The following is a 12,489-nucleotide window of genomic DNA, read 5'->3' as shown; positions in this document are numbered from 1 at the left end:
CCGCCCCTTTTTTATGGCCACCGGACCCGCCTGTGCGCTGCACCTGCGGGCGAATCAGGACAGCGGCAGCATCTCGATGCGCCGGCATGGCGTCTCCTTCACCTGTTCGATCAGCCGCCGTACCACCGGTGAGGTTTCGGCCCGCCGGTAGTGCACCGCAATGGTCGAGACGATGGTGGGGCCGGCCAGTGGCAGGTAGATCATGCCGGGCAACACCAGGGTGCGTTGCAGCACGGAAGGCACGATCGCCACCGAGCCCACGCCCACCGAGACCTCGGCCAGCACCGCTGCAAGGTGACCGGGCTGGGAGCGGATGCGCGGGATGAAGCCACCCCGCCGCCCGACCTCCATCGCACCCGCAGGCTGCTCCGGCATGACGAAGCCTTCCCTCGCCAGCGAGGCCGGTTGCACCGGAGCCCGCCGATGCGCGAGCGGATGGGTCTCCGGCAGCGCGACGCAGAACTGGTCCTCGACCAGGGTGTGTTCGCCGAAGCTGTCGGGCACGTCCATCGGCGGGCGGCAGAACACCACGTCCACCCGCCCCTCCTGCAGCAGTTGCGGCAGCACGCCCATCGGCCACTCGCTCACCTGCAGGTCCACCCCTGGATAGCGGCTGCGGAACCGGCTGAGCTGATCCTGCAACGCGCCCGCGTACAGCGCCGAACCGACGTAGCCGATCTCGATCTTGCCGATCTCGCCGCGGCCCGCGCGTCGGCCCACGGTTTCGGCCTGCGCGAAGCGGCGCAGCACATCGCGTGACTCCGCCAGGAACACCTCGCCGGCGGAGGTGAGCAGCACTTCGCGGCGCCCGCGATCGAACAGGCGGGTTCCGAGCCGGCGCTCGATGTCCTGGATCTGCACGCTCAAGGTAGGCGTGGCGATGCCGAGGCGCAGCGCCGCGCGACCGAAGTGCAGCTCCTCGGCCAGGGTGACGAAGTACTCCAGGTGACGGCGTTCCATGGGCGGTGATTCGTTAGGTTCAACCTAACGTAACCAGAAAACACCGAGAATGAAACAAACACCGATCGTTGCTGCAATGCCCGTCATTCCCCTGCCTGCGAGTGACCGGTGCCGCCCTCCCCCCTTCCTTCCCACGCGCGGCGCCGATGGCCCGACGCGATCCTGCTGGTGGCCTCGCTGGGCTGCACGATGACCGTGCTGGAGACCAATGCCGTCGCGGTGGCACTGCCTGGCATCGCGCGTGACCTGCACGCCGGCTTCGCGGATGTCGAATGGGTGGTCAGTGCCTACATCCTGTCCTTCACCTCGCTGCTGCTTCCGGCCGGTGCCGTCGCCGACCGCTACGGCCGCCGCCGCGTGCTGTTGATCGGCATCGCCCTGTTCGCACTCACCTCCCTGCTGTGCGCGCTGGCACCGGGCGCCGCCCTGCTCTACCTGGCAAGAGCGCTGCAGGGCGTCGGCGCGGCGTTCCTGCTGGCACCTTCGCTGTCGATCATCGGGCACACCTATCACCAGGGCATCGCCAAGGACACCGCATGGGCGTTCTGGGGCACTGCCATGGGCGTGATGATGGTGCTGTCACCGCTGATCGGCGGCCTGCTGTCCGCGCTCTGGGGGTGGCGCGCGGTGTTCATCGCGATACTGCCGTTCCTCGCCCTGCTCGGCTACGGCACGCTGCGCTGGATACCCGAGTCGTCCGACAGCGTGGTCCGCCCGCTCGATCCGCCCGGCATCGTCACCTTCAGTGCGGCCATCTTCGGCATCGTGTTGTTCCTGGTGGAAGGACTCGCGCTGGGATGGTCGTCGGCGCCGGCGCTGACCGGGCTGGGCCTGGCCGCCGTCATGGCTGCAGCCTTCGTCGTTGTTGAACGCACCCGGCCACATCCGATGGTCGACCTCGGGCTGCTGGCCAATCCGCGTTTCGTCGGTGCGCTCATTGCCATGGTCGGCTACTCGGTCAGTGCGCAGGTGATGGCCTCGATGCTGCCGCAGTACCTGCAGAACGGCATCGGGCTCAGCGTGCTGGCTGCGGGCGCCGGCATGCTGCCGTTCGCCGCGGCGATGCTGCTGTTTCCCGGTGTCGGCCGCCGCCTGGGTCGCCGCCTGAGCAGCCCGGCGGTGCTTGCGATCGGGCTGTCGGTCACGGCCGCAGGCAATGCCGTCGCCGGGCTCGCCGCGTGGTGCCAGCTGCCGTGGCTGGCGCTGGCCGCGATGGTGGTGATCGGCGCCGGTGGCGGCCTGCTCAATGGCGAGACGTCAAAGGCCATCATCGGTACCGCCCCCCGCGAGCGTGCCGGCATGGCCTCCGGCATCAGCGCGACCACCCGCTTCGTCGGCATCCTGCTCGGATTCACCGCGCTGTCCAGCGCGTTGAGCCTGGGTATCCGCAGATCGCTGTCCGCTGCGGTTCCCCCGCATGACGTGTTGCCGATGGCCGATGCGATCGCCGCCGGCACCTATGCCGATGCCCACGCCGCCACGTTCGCGCGGGTGATCTACAGCCATGGATTCGCCAGCGCGCTGTGGACCTCGGCCTGCGCCGCGCTGCTGGCCAGCCTGGCGGTGATGCTGCTGGGCCGCACCCGCCCCGCCGCCACCGCCGCCGTCCTCCCGCATCACCCGGAATCCCAGACATGCGATTGAACCGCGCCCTGAACCTGCTCCTGCTCACCCTGCTGGCGACACCCAGCTGGGCGACACCCGCCGCTGCGCCCACGCCGTTGCCACGCGGGGAACTGCTCAACCAGATCGACAGGGGCATGGCCCATGCCGTGGCCTGGGAGTACGCCTTCAACGCCATCGCCTCCTGCGATGTCGCGCGGATCGATCGCACCCTGCGCGACCAGCATCGCAGTCATCCGGTGCAGGTGCAGCCGCTGCTGGATGCCGGCTACACCACGACCTACCGCAGCGCCGAACCCGATCCGGCCCTGCAGGACCGGCTGAGCGCATTGCGGGATGCCGAGATCGCCTGCATGGGCGCGGCGGACGGCCGCAGCCATGCCCGTGTGATCGACAGCGCGTCCTCGCTGCTGGCCTACATCGCCGGGCAACCGCTGTAGCAGCAGCGTTGATGCCCAGCCGCATGCACCACAACAGGGTGTCGCCACGCCGCACGCGTACCCACGATTTCCGCTGCCGCTATCGCCTTGCCTGCGCCACGCTGGCCATCCTGGCCGGGCTGCTGCTGGCCCGCGCCGCTGACGTCCAGATCGTCCACCGCGCCTTCTACCTGCACCAGGCAGAAGCGCGGATGCTGCGCCACCATCCGTTGCGTGCGCATCGCGGCACCCTGTATGACCGCCAGGGTGTCGTCGTTGCAGGATCGGCACCGGTGGCCTCGCTGTGGATCGATCCCAAGGCCTTCTTCGATGCCTCCGGGTCGGTCGAGCAGCTCGCGTCGGCCCTGGACACCGACGCGACGCAGCTGGCCGGGCTGCTGGCGCGCAACCGGCAGCGACGCTTCGTCTACCTGCCCGGCTTCCGCCGTGGCGATCCGGCCCGCATCGAAGCCCTGCACGCCCGGGCCCCGGCCGGGGTCCATGTGCAGCAGGAATTCAAGCGGTTCTATCCACAGTCGGACATGTTCGCGCAGATCGTCGGCGTCACCGATATCGAAGGCCACGGCGTTGAAGGGCTGGAACGCCTGTTCGACGTGCGCCTGGCAGGGCGGGCCGGCTACCGGGACGTGATCATTGATCGCAAGGGCCGCCCGGTGGAGCTGCGCGACCGTGGCCGCCCCGCACAGGCCGGCGAGGACATCAGGCTGTCACTGGACAGCCGCATGCAGCACGCCCTGCATGCCGGGCTCGGAGCCGCGGTGCAACGCCATGGCGCTGCCGCCGCCAGCATCGTGGTGCTGGAAGTCGGCAGCGGCCAGATCCTGGCAATGGCCAACTGGCCCAGCTACAACAACAATCTGCCCGGCGCCGGCGCTGCCGACGCGCACCGCAACCGCGCGGTCACCGATGTGTTCGAGCCGGGCAGCACGGTGAAGCCATTCACCGTGGCCGCAGCGCTCGCGGCGGGCGTGATCAGCGCGGGCAGCACCTTCGATACGCATCCGGGCTGGATCCGCAATGGGCGCTTCACTACCCGCGACTACCGCGATCTGGGCGTGCTGGATACCACCCAGGTCCTGAAGAAGAGTTCCAACGTCGGCATCTCGCTGATATCCAGGCGCCTGAGCCGGGAACAGCTGCACGCGATGCTGGCCGCGCTGGGCGCCGGACAGGCCAGCGGCAGCGGATTTCCCGGCGAGCGCGATGGCGTACTGGCCGACCCCGCCGCCTGGAGTGGTACCAGCAAGCAGACCCTGGCCTACGGCTATGGCCTGTCGATGACCACGCTGCAGCTGGCCAATGCCTACGCGACCCTGGCCAACGATGGCTTGCGCGTACAGCCCACGTTCGAACGCGATCGCGCAACCCCGGTGATGCGTGCGATGCCTGCAGATGTCGCGCGGCAGGTGATGGCGATGCTGGCCACCACCAGCGAAGCAGGCGGCACCGCCACCCGTGCCCGCATCACCGGCTACACCCTCGCCGGGAAAACGGGGACTGCACGCAAGGCGGTGGCGGGCGGCTATGCGCGCCGCTACATGTCACTGTTCGCGGGACTGGTACCGGCGCAGCATCCACGCTATGCGATTGCCGTGGTGGTGGATGATCCCGACGGCCGCCGGGGCGGCTACGGCGGCGGCGCCGTTGCCGCCCCGATCTTCAGCGAACTGGTCGGGCGCATGCTGCACCTGCAGGAGATCCCACCGGATGCGCCGCCTTGAGCCCTGGACGCGTCCGCAAAGATGGCCGGAGCAGCACGCTGCTCCGGCCGTGGCGGCCCCGGGGAGTGGACCGCCGCTGACCGTCAGGCCGCCTTCATCGCGTGCTTGCGCGCGCGCATGACGTTGTGGCACTCCTGCACGTCCGGCAGCAGCTGGGTCACTTCCTGGCGGACCGCCGGCGGCAGCTCGTTGTCGTTCAGCACATCCTTGAACGCGCCAAGCAGGCGGTCTTCGGATTCTTCGAGTTCGGCCACGTAGCCGTAGTTGGTGTCGCCAAACGCAGCGCGCACCTTGCCGTAGAACTGCTGCATGGAGCCGACCAGCGTGCCGTGTTCGGCCGGCTTGCCGCCGCTGGCAGCGACCGAGCCGCTCAGCGCCGCGACAATGCGGCCCTTGACCCCGGCAATGCGGGTGAACAGCGCCGACAGTTCGGCATCCTTCACCTTGGTCGCAGCTTCTTCATAGAAGGACTTGCCATCGCGGGCGATCTCGATCAGGTCGTTGAGGCGATGTTCGATGGTGGACTGGGTGCTCATGGCGTCGCTCCTGTGTGCTCGAAAGACTGTGGGGAATGGCAGTGCAACTGCAGTGCCTTCGACCCCACTGTGGACAGGCGCGTGTGCCGGTCGGGTGAGCATGAATTGATGCGTATCTCACGATGCGGAACACGTGCTGACACCTTCATCTGCAGTAGTACGGGTGTTCACGCAATGCCAGCACGCAGTGTGCGGGTCACCACGGCGCAACAATGATGATCAGCGTAACCAGCAGCGCAATCGCCAGGATCAGCAGCAGCACATGCCACTGCTTCCAGGTGGGTTTCGGCTTTCCAGGCGTATTCATCGGCGTCGTTCTCCGCAGGCGTAAACAGGTTGCCAGACTGGCGCACAGCCGCCTGCGCGGATGTCGACAGCACGTGCACCAGGCGTGCATGAACAGCGCCACGACCACGCGAAGATAACGCGTCCATAACGCAGTTCACATGTAAACGGGATGTTAGGTTCCTCTCGATTCCGGGTAACGGAATGCAGACCGGTCGTAGCGCCGCGCGCATTGCGACCACACAACGGATTTGGAGAGAGAAAAGATGCTTTACAGAAACACTCTGCTTTCGGCAGGGATCGGCGCCGCATTGGCCGCTGTTTTCTCACCGGCAGCGCATGCACAGGACGAAACCGCAAAGGCTCCCAAGAGCCTGGATCGCATCCAGGTGACCGGATCGGCGATCCGCAGCGTTGATGTGGAAACCCAGCAGCCGGTGCTGGCCATTTCGCGCAAGATGATCGAGCAGCAGGGCTTCACCACCATCGCCGACGTGCTGCAGAACCTGACCTCGGCCGGTGCTCCCACGTTGTCGCGCACCCGCACGCTGTCGTCCGGCGAGGACGTGGGCGGAAGCTACGCCAACATCCGCAACCTGGGCGCCACCCGTACCCTGGTACTGGTCAACGGCAAGCGCCTGGGGGCCAGCACCAGCGGCCTGCAGGACCTGAGCCAGATCCCGATGAGCGCGGTCGAGCGCATCGATGTGCTCAAGGATGGCGCATCGGTGCTCTACGGCTCCGATGCCATTGCCGGCGTCATCAACATCATCACCCGCAAGAGCGTGGAAGGCCTGGAGCTGTCGGTACAGCACGGACAGTTCAGCCAGGGCGATGGCAAGGACAGCACGTTCTCGCTGGTCACCGGCGCGCGCGGCGAACGCGGCGGCTACACCCTGGCCCTGGAATACCAGAAGGCCGATCCGGTGTTCGCGCGCGACCGCTGGTTCTCCAAGCATGGCGGTTCGGGACCCGGTTACCCCCGCGCCGGCTGGAGCGACCTCAGCCAGAACGGTTCCTGGTGTGATCCTGCGCTGTACAACTGCGCCACCGGCAATGCGGTGTTCAAGACACTCAACCGTGGCGGCGATCCGAAGAACCCGAACGACTATCATCCGATCACGCCGCCCGAGTACTCCAACGGCAACGAACAGATGCATGTGCAGACCGGCATCGAGCGCCGATCGCTGTTCCTCAGCTCCGACTATGCGCTGACCGACCAGATCACCTTCACCACCGACATCGGCTACAACGAGCGCATCTCCGACCAGCAGATCGCCGGCTATCCGTACGAATCCATCAAGTTCGGCACGCCGCTGGCCGGCAACAGCGCGTTCAACCCGGTCGGCCACGACATCGCCTTCAACCGCCGCCTGTGGGAGCTTCCGCGCACCACCGAGAGCAAGCTGAAGTCATTGCGCGTGGCGCCCACGCTGTCGGGCTACTTCGAGCTCGCCAGCAAGACCTTCGACTGGGAAGTCGGCGCGCTGTTCAACCGCAACGAAGTCACCAAGACCGGTCGTGGCGACATGAGCCTGATCGCCTCGCGCCAGGCCCTTGGCCAGTCGTTCGTTGATGGCAGCGGCGTGGCGCGCTGCGGCAGCGCCGGTGCGCCGATAGCCGGCTGCCTGGCCTGGAATCCGCTGCTGCCCTATGGCGTGGCAGGCGCCGGCTCGCTTGCCGATCCCGAGCTGCAGCGCTTCCTGTTCCCCACCTTCACCGACACCGGCATCACCAAGACCCGCAGCTACTTCGCCAACATCTCCGGCCCCGTGTTCGAGCTGCCAGCAGGCGACCTGTCGGTGGCGATGGGCTACCAGTACCGCAAGGAAGAGGGACGTTATGTTCCCGATGCCTTCGCCCAGTCCCGCCAGAGCACCGCGCTGGGCGCGCAGACCACCGCAGGCGGCTACAGCCTCAATGAAGTCTTCGCCGAAGTGAACGTGCCGGTGCTGCGCGATCTGCCGTTCGCCAAGGAACTGACCGTCAATGTCGCCGCGCGCTACTCCGACTACAGCAACTTCGGCAGCACCACCAATGCCAAGGCCAGCTTCGCCTGGCGCCCGGTCGAGGAGCTGATGGTGCGTGGCACCTTCGCCGAAGGTTTCCGTGCGCCCAGCATTTCCGATCTGTACGGCGGCCTGGGCACCAGCTTCGAAACCTACGTCGACCCCTGTGGCATCGGCGCCACCAACAGCGTCAATGGCAACGCGGCCTGCAATGCGGCGGGCGTCCCGCGCGGCTACGAGCAGCTGGCCCAGGGCCTGAAGCCCTGCACCAGCTACCCCTGCGCCACCCCGAACGAGTTCACCACCGGCTCCAACCCCAACCTGCGCCCGGAAGAATCCAAGAGCAAGACCGTCGGCGTGGTCTGGAGTCCGCGCTGGGTCAATGGCCTGGACATCAACCTGGACTGGTACAGCTACACGATCACCAACATGATCATCGAGGACAGCGTCGATCGCATCCTCCGCGACTGCTACGTGCTGGGCAACAGCTCGCGCTGTGGCAGCGTCAAGCGTGCCGCCGACGGCCATATCACCAGCATGTTCTACGGTCTGACCAACCTCGGCTCGATGAAGACCGAGGGCTGGGACCTGGGCATCCGCTACCGGCTTCCGGAGTACGCGTTCGGCCGCTTCACCCTTGACCTGCAGAACAGCTACGTCTCCAGGTACGACGAGGAGAAGCAGAACTCGGCCGGTGACACCATCATGGATGGCCGCATCGGGCGCCCCGGCGTGTTCCGCCTCCGCTCCAACCTGGGCGTCAACTGGCAGCTGGGCAACCTCTCGGCGCAGTACACGGTGCGCTACTACTCGGGGATGATGGAGAACTGCATGCCGGCCCGTCCGTGCAGCCTGCCGGACCGCATCGCCAATGGTGAACCCGATGCCGTGCGCAAGGTCGGTTCGAACGCCTTCCATGACATCCAGGTCAGCTACAGGCTGCCGTGGGATGGCACCGTGGCAGTAGGCTCGAACAATGTCTTCGACCACCGCGGCCCGATCATGTTCTCCAAGCCGGAGAGCTCCTTCCCCTACTACGGCGGCTTCGATATCGGCCGCACCGTGTACGTGAAGTACTCGCAGCGCTTCTGACCACAGCGTCCGTGCACGTGGCCGGCGGAAGGGGAGTCCGCCGGCCACGCCGCACACTGCCTCCACCCAATCTCCACGGTTCTTCGACCCAATCTCCAACATCCCCGGCAACACTGGCGCAACGGCAACAGGCGGAACAGCAGAGCGAGGATCGCCCGGGCGGCGTCCACATCGCCCGGCCTCTCCGGATTCACCACGGAATGCGATGGACCGGCCGCCCGCGCCCATGGGGCGGGAGCGCGACCGGCCCAAGGGAAGCAAGCGATGACAACGGCAGTACACAGTGGCTTGACCGATCTGGTCATGGACGCGCAGCGCTACCTGCGCCGGGTCCTTCCTGGCCTGGCCTCGGTGGTCGGCCCGGTAGGCGCGGCGCGCTTCATTCCGCAGACCATGGCCTCGCGCTACCACATCGCCGAGCTGACCCTCTACGGCGAAACGCCGGCCGTGCTCGCGGTGGCGCGGGTACCTGGTGAATCCAGCAGCCGCGTCATCCAGGACGTGAAAGTGCTGCGCTCGGCGGCCAAGGCCCTGGTGCTGTATGTCTCACCCTACCTGACCCCCACGCAGCGTCGTTTCCTGGTCGAGAACCACATCGACTTCGTGGTGCCGCACAACCAGTTGTACGCGCCCAGCCTGGCGATCGAATTCCGCGATGCGCCCGACCATGAGAAGAAAGCCATCTCATTGCTGCCGTCGGCGCAGGCCGTGCTGATCCATGTGCTGCTGTCCGGCCAGACACGCTGGTGGTCACCGCGTGAGATCAGCAGTGTTGCCGGATACACCTCGATGACCGCGTCGCGACTTTCCACCGAACTGGTCGGCCGTGGACTGGTGGAGCGCTCCACCGGCGGGCGCGAACGGTTCCTGAGACTCGCCGGCAGCCGCGAGGACGTCTGGGCCAGGGCACGGCCCTTCCTGCGCTCGCCGGTACTGAAGGAAATGGACGTGTGCTGGGAACAGACCGCCGAAGTGCTCGCCCTGCATGGCCAATCGGCGCCGCTGGCCGGGCCGCAGGCACTGCATGCGACCGACCCGGCAGGCCTCGACATCACCCGCGCCCTGTACATCGACAGCTGGCGCAAGCTGGGGGCATTGCCTGCTTCCGGTCCTGGCTGTGCCCGCAGCGGAAAGCTGCAGATCTGGCCCTACCCGCCGGCGTTCACCGGCACCGCTGACCGCGTCGACCCGTTGTCGCTGTACCTGAGCCTGCAGGGTCGGCACGGCCACGACATGGACACGCTGGAGCGGGAGCTCGAACAGTTGCTGCGCTGTGCACCGTGCAGCGCGTGAGCACGCCGCGGGCCACCGCAGCAACCTCATGCCACCCCGGGTTCTGCCACCGCGGCCGCGCGCTTGGCCGCGTACTCGGCGAACACCACGCCGGAGACCGCAAGCACGCCGCCGCCCAGCACCCAGCCGCTGAGCGACTCGCCGAGCAGCACAACGGCCAGCGCGGCGGTCACGATCGGCACCAGGTTGAAGAAGCCGGAGACACGCGCCGCACCCAGCCGTGAAAGGCCGGTCATCCAGGTCAGCGGCGCCAGGATCGACGCGCATACCGCGGCGAAGCCGATGCAGCCGACCGCGGTCAGGTTGTGCACGCCGGTACCGACCAGCAGCTGCACCGGCAACAGGATCAAGGATGCGGCCGCCGCCTGCAGGAACAGCGATTCCAGTACCGGCAGCGGGATCTTCCAGCGCTGCATCAGCACGTTGTAGGCGGCAAAGGCCAATGCACCGATCAGCATGATCGCATCCCCGCGGTTCAGGCCCTGCGCGGCCAGCCGCGCCAGGTCCCCCTGCGAGACCACCGCCACCACGCCGACGGTGGAGACCGCCGCACCGGCAATGGACGTGGCCCGCACCGGATGACCCATGAACACGCGCGACAGTGCCAGTGCGATCAGCGGAATCAGCGCCTGGATCACCCCCATGTTGGTTGCCGAGGTGAAGTGCGCCGCGTAGTAGGCCAGGCACTGGTACATCACCCCGCCCAGGCACCCCAGCACCAGGAAGCGCCCCAGGTTGGCACGCACGATCGGCAGGTTGCCACGCAGCCGCGGCAATGCGAACGGCAGCAGCAGGATGGCCGCAACCAGCCAGCGGAAGAAACCGATGTCGATGGGACCGACCGAGCCCGAGGCGAGCTTGGTGACGATGGTGTTCGCGCCCCACAGCAGGCAGGCGAGGATCGGGAAGAGGTAGTTCACATGCAGGGGTGTACGTAGGGGAACGGCCAGCGTACGCTTGGCGCATATCATGGACATCCCGAAAATGCGCCACTCCGACCCCGGGTTGCGGCAACCGATGGAGCCCATTCCCACCTTCCGCCAGCTGCCCGGCCCGATCTACTTCCGGCAGGGTGCGATGGAACCCACCGACTGGGGAACGCACAGCCATCCGTGGGGACAGTTCAACTTCGTCGCGCAGGGCGTGATGGAGATGCGGATCGACGGCGAGTGGATGGTATCTCCGCCCCACTACGCGATCTGGATTCCGCCGGGGATGCCGCACTATTCGCGCAACCGCTCGCAGCTGGCCTATCGTTCGGCCTACCTGTCTCCGGCCCTGTCACGCCGGCTGCCCGATCGCTGCCGGGCGCTGGAAGTCAGCCCGCTGCTGCGCGAGCTGCTGCACGAGCTGGCCCGGCAGGGCGTGACCGATCCGCAGACGGCGGCCCAGCGGCGCATGGCCGCTGTGGTGATCGACCAGATCACCCACGCCGCAGTGCTGCCCAGCTTCCTGCCGATCGCCAGCAGTGATGCCCTGAAACAGGTGATGGCGTACATCGAGAAGCAGCTGTCCGCAGCCGAGTCGGTCGCCGAGATCGCGCAGCGGCATCACATGAGCGTACGCAAGCTGGAACGCTTGGCACGCAGCGAACTGGGCATGTCACTCGGTGACTGGCGCGGCCGGGTGAAGTTCGTGCGTGCCACCGAAGCCCTGTGCACGCGCCGGCCGATCAGCCGGATCGCCGAGGACCTGGGCTATTCCGGAGTCAGTGCCTTTGCCGAGATGTTCAAGCGCCACGCGCACTGCACGCCGGACCAGTACCGGAAACTGCATCGGGCCGGATGAAGGCCGTCCTCGGCCGTGTCGATTTCCGGCCCGCCCGTTCGTCGGAACAGGAAAGGCGGGCCCTTCAGCCCGCAGGAGCAAGCCGATGTCTCCCATCCTCACCGCCTTCGCCCGCTCTCCCGACCGTGGCCAGGGCCTGGCGCGCGACATGCGCGTGCGTTGGGCACTGGAGGAGCTGGGCGTGTCCTATGACGTGCAGCTGCTTTCCTTCGCCGAGATGAAGCAGCCCGCGCACCTGGCACGGAATCCGTTCGGACAGATTCCGACCTGGCAGGACAGCGGCAAGACCCTGTTCGAATCCGGCGCGATCGTGCTGCACCTGGCCGAACAGCAGGCCGGCCTGCTGCCCCGCGAGCCGGATGCACGCATGCGCGCGATCATGTGGATATTCGCCGCGCTCAATACGGTCGAGCCGCCGATCGTCGAACGCTCGATGGCCTGGGTGCTGGAACGCGAGCAGCCCTGGTATGCGCAGCGGTTGCCGATGCTGGACGAACGCGTGCATGCCCGGCTTGCACCGTTGTCGGCATGGCTGGGCAAGGCGCCCTGGCTGGACGGCGAATTCAGCGCAGGCGACCTGATGATGGTCTCGGTGCTGCTGCGCCTGCGCAGCAGCGGCTTCCTCGATGAGTACCCAGCGCTGGCCACCTACGTGAACCGCGCAACGCAGCGCCCCGCATACCAGCGCGCGTTCGCCGCGCAGCGGGCGGTGTTCCAGCGCGGGTAGTTCTGCGGGTGCGTG

At 67.2% G+C, this 12,489-nt stretch carries 10 protein-coding genes; 7 read left to right on the top strand and 3 right to left on the bottom strand.

All coding sequences use genetic code 11. From position 1 onward, the window contains the following. Nucleotides 1-54: 54 nt before the first annotated feature. A complete protein-coding gene (locus Q0P60_RS09300; protein ID WP_294991606.1) occupies nucleotides 55-960 on the bottom strand; it encodes a LysR substrate-binding domain-containing protein in 906 nt (301 codons plus the stop codon). 108 nt (nucleotides 961-1,068) lie between these two features. Here Q0P60_RS09300 and Q0P60_RS09295 point away from each other — a divergent pair, with 108 nt between their 5' ends. The 3 genes from Q0P60_RS09295 to Q0P60_RS09285 are packed head-to-tail and all read left to right on the top strand — an operon-like array spanning nucleotide 1,069 to nucleotide 4,744. Next, nucleotides 1,069-2,604 (top strand): MFS transporter, encoded by a 1,536-nt coding sequence (locus tag Q0P60_RS09295; RefSeq protein WP_294991603.1) that lies wholly within the window; start codon nucleotides 1,069-1,071, stop codon nucleotides 2,602-2,604. Further along, a complete protein-coding gene (locus tag Q0P60_RS09290) occupies nucleotides 2,595-3,023 on the top strand; it encodes a hypothetical protein (protein ID WP_294991600.1) in 429 nt (142 codons plus the stop codon). Before Q0P60_RS09295 ends, Q0P60_RS09290 begins: the two co-directional genes overlap by 10 nt. Nucleotides 3,024-3,034: 11 nt before the next feature. Then, on the top strand, nucleotides 3,035-4,744 hold the full coding sequence (locus Q0P60_RS09285; protein ID WP_294991597.1) for a penicillin-binding protein 2: 1,710 nt from the start codon (nucleotides 3,035-3,037) through the stop codon (nucleotides 4,742-4,744). An 83-nt stretch (nucleotides 4,745-4,827) separates the two neighbouring features. Here Q0P60_RS09285 and Q0P60_RS09280 read toward each other — a convergent pair whose 3' ends face one another. Beyond that, entirely contained in the window at nucleotides 4,828-5,280 is a 453-nt protein-coding gene (locus tag Q0P60_RS09280; RefSeq protein ID WP_294991594.1) for a PA2169 family four-helix-bundle protein, read from the bottom strand. 551 nt (nucleotides 5,281-5,831) lie between these two features. On the opposite strand from Q0P60_RS09280, the gene Q0P60_RS09275 reads away from it, so the two are divergent. Together Q0P60_RS09275 and Q0P60_RS09270 are read left to right on the top strand one after the other, a co-directional pair. Continuing rightward, nucleotides 5,832-8,666 (top strand): TonB-dependent receptor, encoded by a 2,835-nt coding sequence (locus Q0P60_RS09275; protein WP_294991590.1) that lies wholly within the window; start codon nucleotides 5,832-5,834, stop codon nucleotides 8,664-8,666. A gap of 264 nt (nucleotides 8,667-8,930) precedes the next feature. After that, nucleotides 8,931-9,959, top strand: a complete 1,029-nt coding sequence (locus Q0P60_RS09270) for a hypothetical protein (protein WP_294991586.1) — start codon at nucleotides 8,931-8,933, stop codon at nucleotides 9,957-9,959. A 26-nt stretch (nucleotides 9,960-9,985) separates the two neighbouring features. Here Q0P60_RS09270 and Q0P60_RS09265 read toward each other — a convergent pair whose 3' ends face one another. Continuing rightward, on the bottom strand, nucleotides 9,986-10,936 hold the full coding sequence (locus tag Q0P60_RS09265; RefSeq protein ID WP_345780323.1) for a DMT family transporter: 951 nt from the start codon (nucleotides 10,934-10,936) through the stop codon (nucleotides 9,986-9,988). Between the two features lie 7 nt (nucleotides 10,937-10,943). Between Q0P60_RS09265 and Q0P60_RS09260 the strand changes: the two genes are divergently transcribed. Next, nucleotides 10,944-11,747, top strand: coding sequence for a helix-turn-helix transcriptional regulator (locus Q0P60_RS09260; protein ID WP_294991580.1), 804 nt, complete (start codon nucleotides 10,944-10,946; stop codon nucleotides 11,745-11,747). Between the two features lie 85 nt (nucleotides 11,748-11,832). Continuing rightward, nucleotides 11,833-12,474 carry a glutathione S-transferase family protein gene (locus Q0P60_RS09255; protein ID WP_294991577.1) on the top strand — a complete coding sequence of 214 codons (642 nt, stop codon included), beginning with the start codon at nucleotides 11,833-11,835 and terminating at the stop codon, nucleotides 12,472-12,474. Nucleotides 12,475-12,489 lie beyond the last annotated feature (15 nt).

Source organism: uncultured Stenotrophomonas sp. (assembly GCF_945952405.1).
Taxonomy (GTDB): Bacteria; Pseudomonadota; Gammaproteobacteria; order Xanthomonadales; family Xanthomonadaceae; genus Stenotrophomonas.
Note: the sequence above shows the minus strand (reverse complement) of the source record. Positions and strands in the feature narration are given on the sequence as shown.